Here is a 16,584-nt window from a genome sequence, read left to right on the forward strand (position 1 = left end):
AGGGATTGTAGCAGAAAGCGAGGCCCAGAGAAGACCAGGCTGCTTTTTCAGGCAGCCTGGAAAAGGTCAATCAGCAGGCTCTGGCGGCAAGCGGCGTATAGCCATTACGCTGTGCGCTCTTGATCCAACTGTAAGAACCCATTAGCGCGATCGCCGTCAGCAGAACATACTCAAGCGACATCGCATAAACGCCCTGTACTGCATAGATCACGACGCTAATTACATCAATAATCACCCACAGCAGCCAGTTTTCCACGTACTTGCGGGTCATCAGCACCATCGCCGCAATCGACAACACCAGCATGGTGGAATCCCAGAACGGGAACGCGTCCGGCTGGAGTTCAGGCATCGCCACCTGCATACCTACCGTTTGCAGCAGAGCGAGCATAACGCTGGTCAACATAGCGAAGACCGGATCGATAAACCACGTCATCAGCAGAATGGCGATAATACATATGCCCCCCAACCTCCATGTTTGTTGACGAGAAAGCCAGCGTACTTTCAGAGCGGCTTCCCGAGCGTCATTCTGCCGGCTCCATGCGTACCAGCCGTAAATATTCGCCGCAAAGAAAAACACCTGAAGTAGCAAGCTGGCATACAGTTGAATCTGAAAAAAGATGGCGGCAAACAGAGTGACGTTAATCAAACCAAACAAGTAATTAACGATTTTTTCCCGGCTGGCGCACCAGATGCACAATAAACCAAAGACGGTGCCGATAGCCTCAATCCATGACAGCGCATACCCACCCTCGCCGAGAGGAATGTTGACCATTACATTGTTAATGCTGAAAAAGTCCATCATTGCTCTCCTTGCAAACTATCGAAATAAATGGCCTGAAGCGCCAGAGAAATTTGGCGCTCTTCACCTTGCTGGCACAAGGTTTCCTGCTGAACATAATGGTTAATGCTGCTCTCCAGACAGCCACTATGCGCGACGACCACGTTTAGCAACGACGCGGTACGCAGCCCTCGTAACGCCCCCACCACCATCAGCGCGGCGGTTTCCATATCCGCGCCGAGAACTCCCCTGGCCGACCATTCGGCATCCAGTTCAGCTTCGCGATCGGTATAAAAACTGTCATGGCTGCGCACCAGCCCGCAAACGGCAGAGATGTTCATCTGTTTCGCCTGCTGTATCAGCGTGGCGGTAAGATACGGGTCCGCACAGGCCGGATAACTGGCGGGCGCATAGGTTTTGCTGGCGCCGTCGTCAGCCACCGCGCCGTGGGCGATGATCACATCGCCCAACGCCAGCGAGTCCTGCAACGCACCGCAACTACCGATACGGATTAGCGTGTTAACGCCAACCTGGCGTAACTCCTCAATGGCGATAGCGGTTGACGGTCCGCCGATTCCCGTGGAAAGCACGACTATTTCAACCCCCTGGTACCAGCCGCGCGCCGCGCGAAACTCCCGGTTTTGCCCCAGAATCTCAGCCTTATCAAGAAAACGGGCGATTCTATCCACCCGCCCGGGATCGCCGGGCAAAAGCGCATATTTCGCGCGGGTCATGCTTGTGTTAAGCCGAATATGGGGTTGCATCTCCCGTCTCCTTATTGTTCTGAGAGGTTCAGATTTCCGCCTCCTGTTTGAGTTTTTCAGGAGCCAGTAAAATGATCCGCTCACCGTCGGTATCGATAATGTTCAGCGATTTCAGATCGTGCAGTATCCGGTTGATGCTGCGCGTCGTCGCCGCAAATTCCTGACCAAGATTCTGCTTATCAAGCAAAATAGTGGTTGATTCATATTGTTGATAACGCAGCCATAATGCCTGGCATACGCGCTGATGCAGCGAGTACAAATTGTCGCTACTGGCCTTTTTCGACAACTGGTAATACTGTTGGCTGAAAAACCGCAGCATTCGCTGGTTAAAGTGGTTATCCAGCGTCAGCCAGCGGCAAAAATGCGCTTGCGGCAGGCTGAGTAGCTGTACATTGCCGACGGCTACGACAGAACAGATGTAATGCCGCGACTCAAATATCTCTAGCTCGCCCAGCATGTCTCCTTTGCCATAACGCGCCTGCCGGTAACGGCGTCCATCTTCAGCTTCGTAAAAAACATCCACTTCGCCGGCCACAATGAGTGAAAATTGCTGGCATATTTCCCCCTGGCGGCAGATAAGCGCGCCGCGGGAAATATCGTCAAATCGCCAGCACTGCATGATTTCCAACGGGCAGTATTTGAGTAATTCATAGAGCACTGGGTCGCGTACAACCTGGCGTAGCCCTAAAAGCCAGTCGTCTGGAAATTCTGCGTTTTTCATTATGTTCATGGTATCTCGCCCCTTGTCAGAAAGGACAGGACCGCCGTCCCGCGCATCCGAAATACGCCTGCTAAAAATGCCGCTTATCTCCCGGTTCATTAAATCAGGCGGGACATCTGTCCTGTAATGGCGAAGAGTATATGTCTGACGGCCTAAGGAGTGATAAAGTGACGGCCAATCTTTGCGACGTGAGAACACAATAATGGCAAAAATGGCAGCAGCACTGCATATCCTTGTAAAAGAAGAGAAACTGGCTTTGGATCTTCTGGAGCAAATTAAAAACGGCGGCGATTTTGAGAAGCTGGCGAAGAAGCATTCTATCTGCCCATCCGGTAAAAAAGGCGGTCATTTAGGCGAATTTCGTCAGGGCCAGATGGTTCCGGCATTCGATAAAGTAGTCTTTTCCTGCCCGGTACTGGAGCCAACCGGCCCGCTGCATACCCAGTTCGGTTATCACATCATTAAAGTATTGTATCGCAAATAAAAAGCCGGGTGGCGGCTACGCCTTACCCGGCCTACATCGTCTGCTTGATTTTGTCGGTCGGGTAAGCGCTAGCGCCACCCGACAAGGTATATCAACCCGCTACCGCAATACGCTTCATATCCGTCATATAGCCGCGCAGTTTCTTACCTACCTGCTCAATCGCATGACTACGAATCGCGTCGTTCACGTCGCGAAGCTGTGCGTTGTCTACCGCGCCTTCCGGGATAGCACTACCCAGATCGCCCGGTTGCAATTCCGCCATAAACGGTTTCAGCAGCGGTACGCAAGCGTAAGAGAACAGGTAGTTACCGTATTCTGCGGTATCGGAGATAACCACGTTCATTTCATACAGACGCTTACGGGCGATGGTGTTGGCGATCAGCGGCAGTTCGTGCAGTGATTCGTAGTAAGCGGATTCTTCGATGATGCCGGAATCGACCATGGTTTCGAACGCCAGCTCAACGCCCGCTTTCACCATCGCGATCATCAGCACGCCTTTATCGAAGTACTCCTGCTCGCCGATTTTACCTTCAAACTGCGGCGCGGTTTCGAACGCGGTTTTACCGGTCTCTTCACGCCAGGTCAGCAGTTTCTTATCGTCGTTGGCCCAGTCAGCCATCATGCCGGAGGAGAATTCGCCGGAGATGATGTCATCCATGTGTTTCTGGAACAGCGGCGCCATGATCTCTTTCAATTGTTCGGACAGCGCGTAAGCACGCAGTTTCGCCGGGTTAGACAGACGGTCCATCATCAGGGTGATGCCGCCCTGCTTCAGCGCTTCGGTGATGGTTTCCCAGCCGAACTGAATCAGTTTTTCGGCGTATGCCGGGTCGGTGCCTTCTGCCACCAGCTTGTCGAAACACAGCAGAGAACCGGCCTGCAGCATACCGCACAGAATAGTCTGCTCGCCCATCAGGTCAGATTTCACTTCTGCCACGAAAGAAGATTCCAGTACGCCCGCACGGTGACCACCGGTGGCCGCCGCCCAGGCTTTAGCAATCGCCATACCTTCGCCTTTCGGGTCGTTTTCCGGGTGAACGGCGATCAGCGTTGGCACACCGAAGCCACGCTTGTATTCTTCACGTACTTCGGTGCCCGGACACTTCGGCGCTACCATCACTACGGTGATGTCTTTACGGATCTGCTCGCCCACTTCCACGATGTTGAAGCCGTGTGAATAGCCCAGCGCCGCGCCGTCTTTCATCAGCGGCTGTACGGAGCGCACCACGTCGGAGTGCTGTTTGTCTGGCGTCAGGTTAACCACCAGATCCGCCTGCGGGATCAGCTCTTCGTAGGTACCCACTTTGAAGCCGTTTTCGGTCGCTTTACGCCAGGAGGCACGCTTTTCAGCAATGGCTTCTTTACGCAGGGCGTAGGAAATATCCAGACCGGAGTCACGCATGTTCAGGCCCTGGTTCAGCCCCTGAGCGCCACAGCCGACGATGACCACTTTTTTACCCTGCAGGTAGCTCGCGCCGTCGGCGAATTCGTCGCGGCCCATAAAGCGGCATTTACCCAGCTGTGCCAGCTGCTGGCGCAGATTCAGTGTATTAAAGTAGTTAGCCATGATGGTGTACTCCGTGATGTTGTGTTGTCGCGCTTATTGTTCGGTTTACAGATTGCTATCTGTGCGAATGAACCCACATTACAACAGGAAATTTATTGCGGAAATTGATATATTCACAACGTTATGTTGCGGTTTATGCAACGTCAAAAACCGGAGGTCTGTCTGTGGATTTACGCGATCTAAAAACCTTCCTGCATCTGGCGGAAAGCCGCCACTTTGGCCGCAGCGCGCGAGCGATGCACGTCAGCCCCTCCACGCTTTCCCGGCAGATTCAGCGGCTGGAAGAAGATCTCGGCCAGCCGCTGTTTGTGCGCGATAACCGCACGGTCACGCTGACCGAAGCGGGTGAAGAGCTGCGAGTGTTTGCCCAACAGACGCTTTTGCAATATCAGCAGTTGCGCCATACCCTCGATCAGCAGGGGCCGTCCCTTTCCGGCGAACTCCATATCTTCTGTTCAGTGACTGCGGCATACAGTCATCTGCCGCCGATCCTAGACCGTTTTCGCGCCGAACACCCTTCTGTTGAAATCAAATTGACGACCGGAGACGCCGCCGATGCGATGGAAAAGGTGGTAACGGGAGAAGCGGACCTGGCAATCGCCGGCAAACCAGAAACGCTACCGGGCGCGGTGGCGTTTTCGATGCTGGAAAATCTGGCGGTGGTGCTGATCGCCCCGGCGCTGCCCTGCCCGGTGCGCAATCAGGTTTCGGTTGATAAGCCCGACTGGTCGACGGTGCCGTTTATCATGGCCGATCAGGGGCCGGTACGCCGCCGTATTGAGCTGTGGTTTCGCCGCCATAAAATCAGCAATCCGCAGATTTACGCCACCGTCGGCGGTCACGAAGCGATGGTCTCAATGGTGGCGCTGGGCTGCGGCGTGGCGCTGCTGCCGGAAGTGGTGCTGGAAAACAGCCCGGAACCGGTGCGCAACCGGGTAATGATTTTAGAACGTAGTGATGAAAAAACGCCGTTTGAGCTTGGCGTCTGCGCGCAAAAAAAGCGGCTGCATGAGCCGCTAATTGATGCGTTCTGGAAGATTTTACCGAATTAGTTTTACGGCCCTACCATTACCCGAACAGGCTTCCCAATACGGCTAAGCATATTCACCAGAGCATCAATGGTGAATTTGCTGCATTTCTTGTTGACGATATCCGAAACGCGCGGTCGGGATATATGCAAAACTGTAGCAACCTCGGCTTGCTTCATCTGGTTTTGCGTAATCCAGAGGGTAATTTCTTCCATTAGCTGTTGTTTAATGGCTAACGTGTTTTCGATTTCATTCAGGGAATCAGCGTAAAACTTTTCTGCGTCCTGCTTATGAAACCCCAAATCAGCAAAAACATTACCGCCAGATGGCGTCACATGGCGAATATCACTATCAGTTTTGGCAATCACAAGCTGTTTCTCCGTTGTTGCACCACCCGGTTATAACGCGTTCTGGCGATGTTTTTATCATGCTGACTGGTTTGTTGCGTCTGTTTTTGGAAACTATGCAAAACGTAGAGTGCTTCTTCAAACTTAGCGACATACATAACGCGATAGATACCATTGTTGTCACGAATACGAATTTCATTTACCCCAGCCCCAATTTCTGAAAACGGTTTCCAGTCATCGGGTTCAATTCCATACTGAATTTTGTGAAGCTGATAACCGACTGCTTTGCGTACCGTTATGGGAAAAGCCAGGAGATCCTCCAGAGAAGATCCCACCCATCGAATTTCTTTTTCATTGGAGAGAGCTCGGGTGAGTAACATAACATCCTTGTGTATAAAATTTTATACATCATTTTTAGCAGATGCAAGTGATAGCGGTGCTAACGATATGGTGAGCCGAGTTTCACCACAAGCAGATTGGGCGCCTTCTGGAAAACGTCTCGCAAAATTAAATGAGTGGATGCTCCGGGCTGGCAGAAAAGCCCAATAACTGAGGGAAGATCATATCTGGATATCAGGCCCACTTTACTTTGTGGGCCTGAAAAACTAGACGCTGAATTAACCCGCCAGAAAGAACCGAAACGCCGGGTTATTGCTCTCATCATGGCATTCATAGCCCAGCTCATGCAGCCGGGTTTCGAAATCCGGCTCATGATCGCCTAACTCGAACGCCGCCAGCACGCGGCCATAATCGGTACCGTGGCTGCGGTAATGGAATAGCGAAATATTCCAGTGCGTGCCAAGCGTATGCAGGAATTTGAGCAACGCGCCGGGCGACTCTGGAAATTCAAAGCTGTAGAGGCGTTCCTGTAGCGGATGGGATGGACGCCCACCGACCATATAGCGCACATGCAGCTTCGCCATTTCATCGTCGGAGAGATCCACTACGCTATAACCGCCGTCGCACAGTTGGGTGATAATCTCTTTTCGCTCCTCTAGCCCCTGACTGACGCGTACGCCGACAAAAATACAGGCATTTTTCGCGTCGGCAAAACGGTAGTTAAATTCGGTGACCATACGCCCGCCAAGCAACTGACAGAATTTGAGGAAGCTCCCCTTTTCTTCCGGAATGGTCACCGCCAGTAACGCTTCGCGCTGTTCCCCCAGCTCGCAGCGTTCAGACACATAGCGCAAGCCGTGGAAGTTGACGTTGGCGCCGGAAAGGACGTGCGCCAGGCGTTCGCCGCGAATATTGTGCTGGGCGATATATTTTTTCATCCCCGCCAGCGCCAGCGCGCCGGACGGTTCCGCCACCGCACGCACATCTTCAAACAGATCTTTCATCGCCGCGCAGATAGCGTCGCTATCCACGGTGACAATATCATCAAGGTATTCCTGACACAGCCGGAACGTTTCGTCGCCGATGCGTTTTACCGCTACGCCTTCAGCAAATAACCCAACGCGCGGGAGATCTACTGGATGACCGGCTTCCAACGCCGCTTTCAGGCAGGCGGAATCCTCCGCTTCGACGGCAATCACTTTGATTTGCGGCATCAATTGTTTGATCAGTACCGCTACGCCCGCCGCCAGGCCGCCGCCGCCAACCGGCACAAAGACACGATCGAGATGCGAATCCTGCTGAAGCAGTTCCAGCGCCAGTGTGCCCTGCCCGGCGATCACCATTGGGTGATCAAACGGCGGCACCCAGGTAAAACCCTGCTGCTGCGCCAGCTCAATAGCTTTCGCTTTCGCTTCATCAAAATTAGCGCCGTGCAACAGCACTTCGCCGCCAAAACCGCGTACCGCATCGACTTTAATATCCGCCGTTGCTTTTGGCATGACAATCAGCGACTTCACGCCAAGCCGCGCGGAGGAAAACGCCACGCCCTGTGCATGGTTCCCCGCCGACGCGGTAATCACGCCGTGGGCTTTTTGTTCTTCGGTCAATCCGGCCATCATCGCGTAAGCGCCGCGCAGCTTAAAGCTATGTACCGGCTGCCGGTCTTCGCGTTTGACGAGAATAACGTTATCCAGACGTGACGAGAGCTTTTCCATTTTTTGCAGCGGCGTCACCTGCGCCGCCTCGTATACTGGCGCGCGTAGCACCGCGCGCAGATACTCCGCCCCTTCCGGCGCGACTGACAGAGGTTGAGATTCCGCCATCATCAACCTCCCAGTTTCGATTTATCGCGCACCGCGCCTTTATCGGCGCTGGTCGCCAGGCTGGCGTAGGCACGCAGGGCAAACGAAACCTGACGCTGACGATTTTTCGGCGTCCAGGCTTTGTCGCCGCGAGCCTCCTGCGCCTCGCGGCGTGCGGCGATTTCAGCCTCGTTCAACTGCAACTGAATGCTGCGGTTCGGGATATCAATCGCAATGGTGTCGCCATCTTCAATCAGCGCAATAGTGCCGCCGCTGGCCGCTTCCGGCGAGACGTGGCCGATGGAAAGACCCGAAGTACCGCCGGAGAAACGCCCATCGGTGATGAGCGCGCAGGCTTTGCCCAGCCCCATAGACTTCAGGAAACTGGTCGGATAGAGCATTTCCTGCATTCCCGGCCCGCCTTTCGGCCCTTCGTAGCGGATCACGACTACATCGCCTTCCACTACTTTGCCGCCGAGAATCGCCTCTACCGCGTCGTCCTGGCTTTCATACACTTTAGCCGGGCCGGTAAACTTAAGGATGCTGTCATCCACGCCTGCGGTTTTCACAATGCAGCCGTTTTCGGCGAAGTTGCCATACAGCACCGCCAGACCGCCGTCTTTGCTATAGGCATATTCCAGCGAGCGGATGCAACCCGCTGCGCGGTCGTCATCCAGCGAATCCCAGCGACAATCCTGCGAGAACGCCTGGGTAGTACGGATACCGGCAGGGCCAGCACGGAACATTTTTTTAACCGCTTCGTCCTGCGTAACCGTGATGTCGTACTGTTCCAGCGTTTGCGGCAGCGTCAGGCCTAATACGTTTTTCACGTTGCGGTTCAGCAGCCCGGCGCGATCCAGCTCGCCTAAAATACCCAGCACACCGCCGGCACGGTGAACGTCTTCCATATGGTATTTCTGGGTACTTGGCGCCACTTTACACAACTGCGGCACCTTGCGGGACAGCTTGTCGATATCACTCATGGTGAAGTCGATTTCCGCTTCCTGCGCCGCCGCCAGTAGATGCAGAACGGTATTGGTCGAACCGCCCATCGCAATATCCAGCGTCATGGCGTTTTCAAACGCGGCTTTGCTGGCGATGTTACGCGGCAGTGCACTTTCGTCATCCTGCTCGTAATAGCGTTTAGTCAGTTCAACAATCCGCTTACCGGCATTGAGGAACAACTGCTTCCGGTCAGCGTGGGTTGCCAGCAGTGAGCCGTTGCCCGGCTGCGACAGGCCCAGCGCTTCGGTCAGGCAGTTCATGGAATTAGCGGTAAACATGCCGGAGCAGGAGCCGCAGGTTGGACAGGCGGAGCGTTCAACCTGGTTACTTTGATCGTCAGAGACTTTCGGGTCCGCTCCCTGAATCATGGCATCAACCAGATCCAGCTTGATAATTTTGTCTGAAAGCTTGGTTTTCCCGGCTTCCATCGGGCCGCCGGAGACAAAGATCACCGGAATATTCAGGCGCAGCGAGGCCATGAGCATCCCTGGGGTGATTTTGTCGCAGTTGGAGATACACACCATCGCGTCAGCGCAGTGAGCGTTCACCATGTACTCCACGGAGTCGGCGATCAGCTCGCGCGACGGCAGTGAATAGAGCATACCCCCGTGCCCCATGGCAATCCCGTCATCCACGGCAATAGTGTTGAACTCTTTCGCCACCCCGCCGGAAGCTTCAATCTGTTCGGCGACCAGCTTACCGAGATCGCGCAGATGAACGTGACCCGGCACAAACTGAGTGAATGAGTTCACCACGGCGATAATCGGTTTGCCAAAATCACTGTCGGTCATTCCGGTGGCGCGCCACAGCGCGCGGGCACCCGCCATATTACGACCATGGGTGGTGGTGGCGGAACGGTACTTAGGCATGCTTTATTTACTCCCCATCTTTTCCCTTCATACTTCACGCCACAGGTGCGTTGGCTGCCTCACTCACCCCAGTCACTTACTACAGTAAGCTTCTGGGGATTCGCTGCGTTGCCGCCTTCCTGTGACGCAAATTATTTTGGGAAAATATTAATTTTATTTATTATGAATTTACCGGATCCAACCAGCCCCATTTATCCTCGGTTTCTCCAGTGAAGAGACCAAAGAAGGCTTGTTGAATACGCTTGGTAACAGGGCCGCAACGGCCTTCACCTACCTGGATACCATCAACGCTGCGTACCGGAGTAATTTCTGCCGCGGTTCCGGACATAAACACTTCGTCGGCCAGATACAGCGATTCACGGGACAGCACCTGCTCACGCACTTCAATACCCAGCTCTTTCGCCAGTTTGATAATCGCGTCGCGAGTAATGCCTGGCAGCGCGGAAGAGGTAAACGGCGGAGTAAACAGCACGCCATCTTTTACCTCAAACAGGTTTTCACCTGCGCCTTCGGAGATATAGCCGTTTACATCCAGGGCGATGCCTTCCTGATAGCCGTGGCGGCGCGCTTCGCTACCCACCAGCAGTGAGGAGAGGTAGTTACCGCCCGCTTTCGCAGCGGTTGGAATGGTGTTCGGCGCAGCGCGATTCCAGGAAGAAACCATCGCATCGATCCCCTGATCCAGCGCTTCGGCGCCCAGGTATGCCCCCCACGGGAACGCGGCGATGATGACGTCAGTGGTGTATCCCGGGGGCGGGTTAACGCCCATACCGACATCGCCGACAAATACCAACGGACGGATATAGGCGCTGGTCAGGTTGTTTTTGCGGATCACTTCGCGGCAGGCTTCCATCAGCTCATCAATACTCTGGGAAACCGGAAAACGATAAATTTTTGCTGAGTCGCGCAGGCGCTGCATATGTTCACGATGACGAAACACTACCGGGCCTTTGTGAGAGTCGTAGCACCGAATCCCTTCAAATACCGACGTACCGTAGTGCAGCGCGTGAGACATTACGTGAACCTTCGCGTCTTCCCAGCGCACCATCTCGCCATTGAACCAAATGTAATCAGCTTTTTTCGTCGTCATTTTTCTTCCTTTTGCGCTCAGGCGCGGATTTGTTGTGATGTGGCAGCGCTCTGGCAGATTGCGACATGCGCAACATCTACCAGTTTACTTAACTGACTAAACAGTAAGTCGACCGACCGGGGACTGGCAACGGTCAATTCAATATTTATATTCTGCGCATCGGTCGCGGCTTCCATATTCATGGAGCACACCTGAAAACCACGATGGCGCACCACGCGTAAAACACGTTCTAAGGTTTCTGGATTAAAGCGTGCCGATACATTGACCTGATGTTGCATCATGATAATTTCTCCAGCATTTCAGAGTTACTGGCGCCAGGCGGCACCAACGGCCAGACATTTTCAAGTTCGTCGATTGAGACGTGAAGCAGGTACGGCCCTTCGCTTGCCAACATCGTGTCGAGTGCCGCTTCAACCTGGTCTTTACGAGTAATGTGCTGGCCTGGAATGCCGAAGGCGCTGGCCAGCATGAGAAAATCGGGGTTATCGGTCAGGGTGGTTTCGCTATATCGCTCCTGGAAAAACAGTTGCTGCCATTGTCGAACCATCCCTAACCGCTGGTTGTCGAGTAAGACTATCTTCAACGGTAACTGCTTGCGTTTTACGGTGCCCAACTCCTGAACATTCATCATGAAGGAGCCGTCACCGGAGATACAGATAACGGTATCATTCGGTCGCGCTACCTGCGCGCCAACGGCCGCCGGTAAGCCGAATCCCATCGTCCCCAGACCGCTGGAAGTGATGAAGTTCTCCGGGCGGGTGTAAGTCATATGCTGGGCTGACCACATCTGATGCTGCCCAACATCCGTCGTCACCACGCTGTCTGCGGGTTTGCGTTCCGACAATTGCTTCAACAACAACGGCGCATAGATAGTCTCGCCAGGATGGTCATAGCGCCAGGCGTGTTCTGCGCGCAGCTCTGCACAGGACTGACGCCATGCGTCGATCTTCAGCGGTTGCTGTAATGCCGGCAACAGCGAATTTAAATCGCCCTGCAACGCGACGTGTGCCTGACGCAGTTTGTTCATTTCCGCCGGGTCGATATCCATATGGATTACGCTGGCGTTCGGCGCAAACGTATTCAGCTTACCGGTCACCCGGTCATCAAAACGTGCACCCACTGCGATCAGTAAATCACACCCTTGCACCGCGAAATTAGCCGCTTTAGTACCGTGCATTCCCAGCATGCCCAGATAGTACGGATAATCAGCTTCAACAGCCCCCAGCCCTTTCAGCGTGCAGGTAACTGGCATTTGCGTTACCGCGATAAATTTACGCAGCGCCGGAACTGCCTGCGCCATACCAACACCACCGCCGACGTACAGCATGGGTTTTTTCGCCTGTTCCAGCATCTGGCGCGCCTGTTCAACATCAGCCTGCGGGAAGGTCGCTTCGTTATCAACGGTAGTAAACCAGGGTTCCAGCTCACCGCTGGCCAACTGGATATCTTTCAGGATATCCACCAGAACCGGGCCAGGACGGCCAGCGTTGGCAACTTCAAAAGCCTCTGCCATGATACGAGGCAACTCTGCCAGCGACTGCACCAGAAAGCTGTGTTTGGTACAGGCCAGCGACAGCCCTAACACATCCACCTCCTGGAACGCATCAGTGCCGATGAACGGGGCGGAAACCTGACCCGTGATCGCGACGACGGGGACCGAATCTAACAACGCATCCGCCAGGCCAGTGATCAGGTTAGTGGCGCCAGGGCCGGAAGTGGCGATACAAACACCGGTTTTGCCGGTAGAACGGGCATAACCGATTGCCGCCATTGCGGCACCCTGTTCGTGTCGGCACAACAAATGCTCCACACCACCGTCATACAACGCGTCGTAAACCGGCATAATTGCGCCGCCAGGATAACCAAATACGGTTTTCACCCCCTGCGCTCGCAAAGCATGTACCACCCACTGTGCCCCGTTCATAGTTACATCCCCGTCGTAAATCTTGAGAAACAGAATTTTATGCTGTTATTCACGCTCTGCTCCTCGCTTAAGTTTTTCAGGCCAAAAAAAACCCCCGGACCTTTCGGTGCGGGGGTCTTAGTTCGTTAAGGCTTGATTTCTAAGCCTTTCCTCGTCCAAGTGCAGCCCCGCACGGTGGGATAATAATCACCACCACGCTAATCACGACCAGGCTAATCACTCGTAGAAGGGCTGTCATTTTTGTCTATTCTTGCATCTTGTTCGAAGGAATACCTAAAGAGTTACCATAGGTTTTGCCAATAGCACAAGATATTTTTTTAACCATGTTTCAGATAATGCAGGTGAATGCCTAAAAGTGCTTTGTTTTTTATAAGAAAAATTAGCAACTGAAAAATTTTCACGTTTTCCTCCCCCTTTTGGCGCACTCTACACCCTGTTTTCCTTCTTTTCGCTTCTGCGAGCGTTCTTCCAGTTTGATGCTTCTTACCTGAAAATGACGCCAAAATTCAGGAAGCAGCCGCTAAAAAACAAAAAGTCAGTAATCCGATTTTCTCTTTTATTCCGCATAATCCACGTAACAGGAGGGATTATGTCACTGGCGATTGTTCATACCCGCGCCGCACTTGGCGTCAATGCGCCGCCTATCACTATAGAGGTGCATATCAGTAATGGTTTACCGGGACTAACCATGGTTGGCCTACCGGAAACCACGGTAAAAGAGGCGCGTGATCGGGTACGTAGTGCGATTATTAATAGCGGATATGAATTTCCGGCTAAAAAAATAACCATTAACCTTGCTCCAGCCGATCTACCGAAAGAGGGTGGAAGGTATGACCTGCCTATTGCTGTTGCGCTTCTGGCCGCGTCTGAGCAGCTTACAGCGTCGAATCTTGAGGCATATGAGCTGGTGGGTGAGTTAGCGCTTACAGGCGCATTACGCGGCGTTCCTGGCGCAATATCAAGTGCAACGGAAGCTATCAAGGCCGGCAGAAATATTATCGTCGCAACAGAGAACGCGGCGGAGGTTGGGCTTATCAGCAAAGAAGGATGTTTTATCGCCGATCATCTACAAACCGTCTGCGCCTTTCTGGAAGGGAAACACGCCCTGGAAAGACCTTTAGCTCAGGATATGGCATCGCCTACCGCAACTGCCGATCTTCGCGATGTGATCGGTCAGGGGCAGGGTAAACGCGGCCTGGAGATTACAGCGGCAGGGGGGCATAATCTGCTATTGATCGGCCCGCCGGGTACGGGTAAAACCATGCTGGCCAGTCGACTGAGCGGGATTCTTCCACCATTAAGCAATGAAGAGGCGTTGGAAAGCGCCGCGATCCTCAGTCTGGTTAATGCCGATACGGTACAAAAACGATGGCAGCAACGCCCCTTTCGCTCACCTCATCATAGCGCCTCACTTACTGCTATGGTCGGCGGCGGCGCAATACCCGCCCCGGGAGAGATATCGCTGGCGCACAACGGAATTTTGTTCCTTGATGAATTGCCTGAATTTGAGCGACGCACACTGGATGCGCTACGTGAACCTATAGAATCCGGTCAAATTCATTTATCCCGTACCAGAGCGAAAATAACGTACCCTGCCAGGTTCCAGTTAATCGCCGCAATGAATCCCAGCCCGACCGGACATTATCAGGGAAACCATAATCGCTGCACGCCAGAACAGACACTACGTTACCTTAATCGGTTGTCAGGCCCGTTTCTTGATCGTTTTGACCTTTCGCTTGAGATACCGCTTCCACCGCCCGGGATTCTTAGCCAACACGCCTCAAAGGGTGAGAGCAGCGCTACGGTAAAAAAGCGGGTCATCGCCGCCCATGAACGGCAGTACCGACGCCAGAAGAAGTTAAACGCGCGTCTGGAGGGTCGCGAAATCCAAAAATATTGTGTTTTGCATCACGATGACGCTCGCTGGCTTGAAGACACGCTGGTGCATCTTGGATTATCCATTCGCGCCTGGCAGCGTTTACTAAAAGTGGCCAGAACCATTGCCGACATAGAACTGGCTGACCAGATCTCACGTCAGCATTTGCAGGAAGCGGTAAGCTATCGGGCGATAGACAGGTTGTTAATTCATTTGCAAAAGCTGCTGGCGTAAAAAAAGGGCATTACGCCCTTTTTATTAATCATCAGCTTCGGTGTAGTCTTCTGCGCCTTCAACTTGCGGCTTGCCGCCAGACAAGGTGTGGAAGCGTTTTGGACGCTTGATACGCGTCATATACTTGGACCAGACGCGTTCTGCATCCGTTACCGGCTCGCGTTCACCGCGACATACCGCTACAAACAGCTTCTCTTCTTCAGTCACAGGCTCACGCTTGCCAAGATCCAGATCATTAAAGGCATGACCATGACGCTCAAGCAGTTGTGCCTCTTTAATCGTGAAATCACCGTGACGAGAGAATCCACGTGGATAATGTTTATTGTCAAAATATCGATTAGTCGTCGTAAAGCTTTCCGCCATCCTGCACGCTCCTAATTCTTTGTCTGAGCTATTTATGGCGCGGAGTATTAGTTACGCTTGACAGAGTGTAAAACAAAACATTTAAATCATAACGACAAATAATTTTGTGGAGAGCACAGTGGATACGGAATTGTTAAAAACTTTCCTGGAAGTTAGCCGGACACGCCATTTCGGGCGGGCCGCAGAAGCACTTTACCTGACGCAATCCGCGGTGAGCTTTCGTATCAGGCAACTGGAGAATCAACTGGGCGTAAACCTTTTTACGCGGCACAGAAACAATATCCGTTTAACCACGGCTGGCGAAAAACTTTTACCGTATGCGGAAACGCTGATGAATACGTGGCAGGCGGCACGTAAAGAGGTGGCGCATACCTCACGCCATAACGAGTTTTCCATCGGCGCCAGCGCGTCTTTATGGGAGTGTATGCTTAACGCCTGGCTGGGGCGACTGTACCAACTACAGGAGCCGCAAAGCGGCCTGCAGTTCGAAGCCAGAATCGCTCAACGGCAATCGCTTGTGAAGCAACTTCATGAACGCCAGCTTGATCTCCTCATTACTACCGAAGCGCCCAAAATGGATGAGTTCAGCAGTCAGCTGTTAGGGCACTTCACTTTGGCGTTATATTGCAGCAGCCCTGCCCGTAAGAAATCAGAACTCAATTATCTGCGGCTGGAGTGGGGACCAGACTTCCAACAGCATGAAACAGGGCTGATCGCAGCAGATGAAGTGCCGGTATTAACAACCAGCTCAGCCGAACTCGCCCGACAGCAGCTTAGCGCATTAAATGGCTGTAGCTGGCTTCCTGTAAACTGGGCAAATGAAAAGGGCGGATTACATACCGTTGCCGACAGCGCAACGCTTTCACGGCCGCTATACGCTATTTGGCTGCAAAACAGCGATAAATACTCGCTGATCTGCGATCTGTTAAAAACGGATGTGCTGGATGACCAATGAAAATGATGAAAAGAAAAAGAAGGGAACTTACGATTACCTGATCAGATAGTCAGGTAATTTCAGGCAAAAAAAATCCTTAGCAGATGCTAAGGATTATTTCTGGCAGGGGCGGAGAGACTCGAACTCCCAACACCCGGTTTTGGAGACCGGTGCTCTACCAATTGAACTACGCCCCTAATTAGGGTGGCGGAACGGACGGGACTCGAACCCGCGACCCCCTGCGTGACAGGCAGGTATTCTAACCAACTGAACTACCGCTCCACCGAATTCTTTTACAACCACTGATTTTTACATCAGTTTACTGCTTAATTTGATGCCTGGCAGTTCCCTACTCTCGCATGGGGAGACCCCACACTACCATCGGCGCTACGGCGTTTCACTTCTGAGTTCGGCATGGGGTCAGGTGGGACCACCGCGCTAGTGCCGCCAGGCAAATTC

General features: G+C 53.2%; 18 protein-coding genes, 2 tRNA genes and 1 rRNA gene. 4 read left to right on the top strand and 17 right to left on the bottom strand.

Translation table 11 applies throughout. From position 1 onward, the window contains the following. Positions 1–70: 70 nt before the first annotated feature. Genes pnuC through ABVN44_RS21895 form a run of 3 tightly spaced genes read right to left on the bottom strand, consistent with a single transcriptional unit; the run spans position 71 to position 2,272 of the window. The gene (gene pnuC, locus ABVN44_RS21885; protein ID WP_023232430.1) at positions 71–799 is read right to left on the bottom strand and encodes a nicotinamide riboside transporter PnuC; all 729 of its coding nucleotides are present in this window, start codon (positions 797–799) and stop codon (positions 71–73) included. Next, positions 799–1,542, bottom strand: coding sequence for a nucleoside phosphorylase (locus ABVN44_RS21890; RefSeq protein WP_001182428.1), 744 nt, complete (start codon positions 1,540–1,542; stop codon positions 799–801). Before ABVN44_RS21890 ends, pnuC begins: the two co-directional genes overlap by 1 nt. Before the next feature lie 28 nt (positions 1,543–1,570). Continuing rightward, positions 1,571–2,272 carry a Crp/Fnr family transcriptional regulator gene (locus tag ABVN44_RS21895; protein WP_001024340.1) on the bottom strand — a complete coding sequence of 234 codons (702 nt, stop codon included), beginning with the start codon at positions 2,270–2,272 and terminating at the stop codon, positions 1,571–1,573. A gap of 193 nt (positions 2,273–2,465) precedes the next feature. Between ABVN44_RS21895 and ppiC the strand changes: the two genes are divergently transcribed. Further along, positions 2,466–2,747, top strand: coding sequence for a peptidylprolyl isomerase PpiC (gene ppiC / locus ABVN44_RS21900; protein ID WP_001096806.1), 282 nt, complete (start codon positions 2,466–2,468; stop codon positions 2,745–2,747). A 91-nt stretch (positions 2,748–2,838) separates the two neighbouring features. Here the strand turns inward: ppiC and ilvC are convergent, their stop codons facing one another. Further along, positions 2,839–4,314: a ketol-acid reductoisomerase gene (gene ilvC, locus ABVN44_RS21905; RefSeq protein ID WP_000024943.1), complete on the bottom strand. Its 1,476-nt coding sequence runs from the start codon at positions 4,312–4,314 to the stop codon at positions 2,839–2,841. Between the two features lie 164 nt (positions 4,315–4,478). Between ilvC and ilvY the strand changes: the two genes are divergently transcribed. Beyond that, on the top strand, positions 4,479–5,366 hold the full coding sequence (ilvY, locus tag ABVN44_RS21910; RefSeq protein WP_000365798.1) for an HTH-type transcriptional activator IlvY: 888 nt from the start codon (positions 4,479–4,481) through the stop codon (positions 5,364–5,366). 2 nt (positions 5,367–5,368) lie between these two features. Here the strand turns inward: ilvY and ABVN44_RS21915 are convergent, their stop codons facing one another. The 9 genes from ABVN44_RS21915 to ilvL all read right to left on the bottom strand — a co-directional run bounded on the left by ABVN44_RS21915 (position 5,369) and on the right by ilvL (position 12,956). Further along, complete coding sequence (locus tag ABVN44_RS21915; protein WP_023232431.1) at positions 5,369–5,710, bottom strand: helix-turn-helix domain-containing protein; 342 nt, start codon at positions 5,708–5,710, stop codon at positions 5,369–5,371. Then, positions 5,707–6,024: a type II toxin-antitoxin system RelE/ParE family toxin gene (locus ABVN44_RS21920; protein WP_000535852.1), complete on the bottom strand. Its 318-nt coding sequence runs from the start codon at positions 6,022–6,024 to the stop codon at positions 5,707–5,709. The genes ABVN44_RS21915 and ABVN44_RS21920 overlap by 4 nt, the downstream gene beginning before the upstream one ends. A 282-nt stretch (positions 6,025–6,306) precedes the next feature. Next, a complete protein-coding gene (gene ilvA / locus ABVN44_RS21925; RefSeq protein WP_023232432.1) occupies positions 6,307–7,851 on the bottom strand; it encodes a threonine ammonia-lyase, biosynthetic in 1,545 nt (514 codons plus the stop codon). A 2-nt stretch (positions 7,852–7,853) separates the two neighbouring features. Next, positions 7,854–9,704 (bottom strand): dihydroxy-acid dehydratase, encoded by a 1,851-nt coding sequence (gene ilvD / locus ABVN44_RS21930; RefSeq protein ID WP_001127428.1) that lies wholly within the window; start codon positions 9,702–9,704, stop codon positions 7,854–7,856. Between the two features lie 160 nt (positions 9,705–9,864). Continuing rightward, the gene (ilvE, locus tag ABVN44_RS21935) at positions 9,865–10,794 is read right to left on the bottom strand and encodes a branched-chain-amino-acid transaminase (RefSeq protein WP_000208532.1); all 930 of its coding nucleotides are present in this window, start codon (positions 10,792–10,794) and stop codon (positions 9,865–9,867) included. A gap of 17 nt (positions 10,795–10,811) precedes the next feature. Continuing rightward, complete coding sequence (gene ilvM, locus ABVN44_RS21940) at positions 10,812–11,075, bottom strand: acetolactate synthase 2 small subunit (RefSeq protein WP_000983260.1); 264 nt, start codon at positions 11,073–11,075, stop codon at positions 10,812–10,814. Next, positions 11,072–12,718, bottom strand: coding sequence for an acetolactate synthase 2 catalytic subunit (gene ilvG, locus ABVN44_RS21945; RefSeq protein WP_063054197.1), 1,647 nt, complete (start codon positions 12,716–12,718; stop codon positions 11,072–11,074). The genes ilvM and ilvG overlap by 4 nt, the downstream gene beginning before the upstream one ends. A gap of 2 nt (positions 12,719–12,720) precedes the next feature. Further along, complete coding sequence (gene ilvX, locus ABVN44_RS21950; protein ID WP_192930503.1) at positions 12,721–12,771, bottom strand: peptide IlvX; 51 nt, start codon at positions 12,769–12,771, stop codon at positions 12,721–12,723. An 86-nt stretch (positions 12,772–12,857) separates the two neighbouring features. Then, the gene (gene ilvL, locus ABVN44_RS21955) at positions 12,858–12,956 is read right to left on the bottom strand and encodes an ilv operon leader peptide (RefSeq protein ID WP_001311244.1); all 99 of its coding nucleotides are present in this window, start codon (positions 12,954–12,956) and stop codon (positions 12,858–12,860) included. A gap of 351 nt (positions 12,957–13,307) precedes the next feature. On the opposite strand from ilvL, the gene ABVN44_RS21960 reads away from it, so the two are divergent. Further along, positions 13,308–14,828, top strand: coding sequence for a YifB family Mg chelatase-like AAA ATPase (locus ABVN44_RS21960; RefSeq protein WP_023232435.1), 1,521 nt, complete (start codon positions 13,308–13,310; stop codon positions 14,826–14,828). A gap of 24 nt (positions 14,829–14,852) precedes the next feature. Here ABVN44_RS21960 and maoP read toward each other — a convergent pair whose 3' ends face one another. Further along, positions 14,853–15,191 (bottom strand): macrodomain Ori organization protein MaoP, encoded by a 339-nt coding sequence (gene maoP, locus ABVN44_RS21965; protein ID WP_000840996.1) that lies wholly within the window; start codon positions 15,189–15,191, stop codon positions 14,853–14,855. Positions 15,192–15,297: 106 nt separating this feature from the next. Between maoP and hdfR the strand changes: the two genes are divergently transcribed. Next, positions 15,298–16,146 (top strand): HTH-type transcriptional regulator HdfR, encoded by an 849-nt coding sequence (gene hdfR, locus ABVN44_RS21970; protein WP_086010515.1) that lies wholly within the window; start codon positions 15,298–15,300, stop codon positions 16,144–16,146. A gap of 100 nt (positions 16,147–16,246) precedes the next feature. Here hdfR and ABVN44_RS21975 read toward each other — a convergent pair. The 3 genes from ABVN44_RS21975 to rrf form a co-directional block, all read right to left on the bottom strand. Then, positions 16,247–16,322, bottom strand: a tRNA-Trp gene (locus ABVN44_RS21975). A gap of 8 nt (positions 16,323–16,330) precedes the next feature. Next, a tRNA-Asp gene (locus tag ABVN44_RS21980) sits at positions 16,331–16,407 on the bottom strand. Between the two features lie 54 nt (positions 16,408–16,461). Continuing rightward, positions 16,462–16,577, bottom strand: a 5S ribosomal RNA gene (gene rrf, locus ABVN44_RS21985). Between the last annotated feature and the right edge of the window lie 7 nt (positions 16,578–16,584).

Origin of the sequence: Salmonella sp. SJTUF15570, assembly GCF_043357055.1 — a bacterium.
GTDB classification, from domain to species: domain Bacteria; phylum Pseudomonadota; class Gammaproteobacteria; order Enterobacterales; family Enterobacteriaceae; genus Salmonella; species Salmonella enterica.

Bases quoted from the DNA above. Each gene is read 5' to 3' on its own strand.
- ilvD (WP_001127428.1), bottom strand. From the start codon at position 9,704: ATGCCTAAGTACCGTTCCGCCACCACCACCCATGGTCGTAATATGGCG.
- ppiC (WP_001096806.1), top strand. From the start codon at position 2,466: ATGGCAAAAATGGCAGCAGCACTGCATATCCTTGTAAAAGAAGAGAAA.
- ABVN44_RS21960 (WP_023232435.1), top strand. From the start codon at position 13,308: ATGTCACTGGCGATTGTTCATACCCGCGCCGCACTTGGCGTCAATGCG.
- ilvG (WP_063054197.1), bottom strand. From the start codon at position 12,718: ATGAACGGGGCACAGTGGGTGGTACATGCTTTGCGAGCGCAGGGGGTG.
- ilvM (WP_000983260.1), bottom strand. From the start codon at position 11,075: ATGATGCAACATCAGGTCAATGTATCGGCACGCTTTAATCCAGAAACC.
- ilvE (WP_000208532.1), bottom strand. From the start codon at position 10,794: ATGACGACGAAAAAAGCTGATTACATTTGGTTCAATGGCGAGATGGTG.
- pnuC (WP_023232430.1), bottom strand. From the start codon at position 799: ATGGACTTTTTCAGCATTAACAATGTAATGGTCAACATTCCTCTCGGC.
- maoP (WP_000840996.1), bottom strand. From the start codon at position 15,191: ATGGCGGAAAGCTTTACGACGACTAATCGATATTTTGACAATAAACAT.
- ABVN44_RS21890 (WP_001182428.1), bottom strand. From the start codon at position 1,542: ATGCAACCCCATATTCGGCTTAACACAAGCATGACCCGCGCGAAATAT.
- ilvL (WP_001311244.1), bottom strand. From the start codon at position 12,956: ATGACAGCCCTTCTACGAGTGATTAGCCTGGTCGTGATTAGCGTGGTG.
- ilvC (WP_000024943.1), bottom strand. From the start codon at position 4,314: ATGGCTAACTACTTTAATACACTGAATCTGCGCCAGCAGCTGGCACAG.
- ilvA (WP_023232432.1), bottom strand. From the start codon at position 7,851: ATGGCGGAATCTCAACCTCTGTCAGTCGCGCCGGAAGGGGCGGAGTAT.
- ABVN44_RS21895 (WP_001024340.1), bottom strand. From the start codon at position 2,272: ATGAACATAATGAAAAACGCAGAATTTCCAGACGACTGGCTTTTAGGG.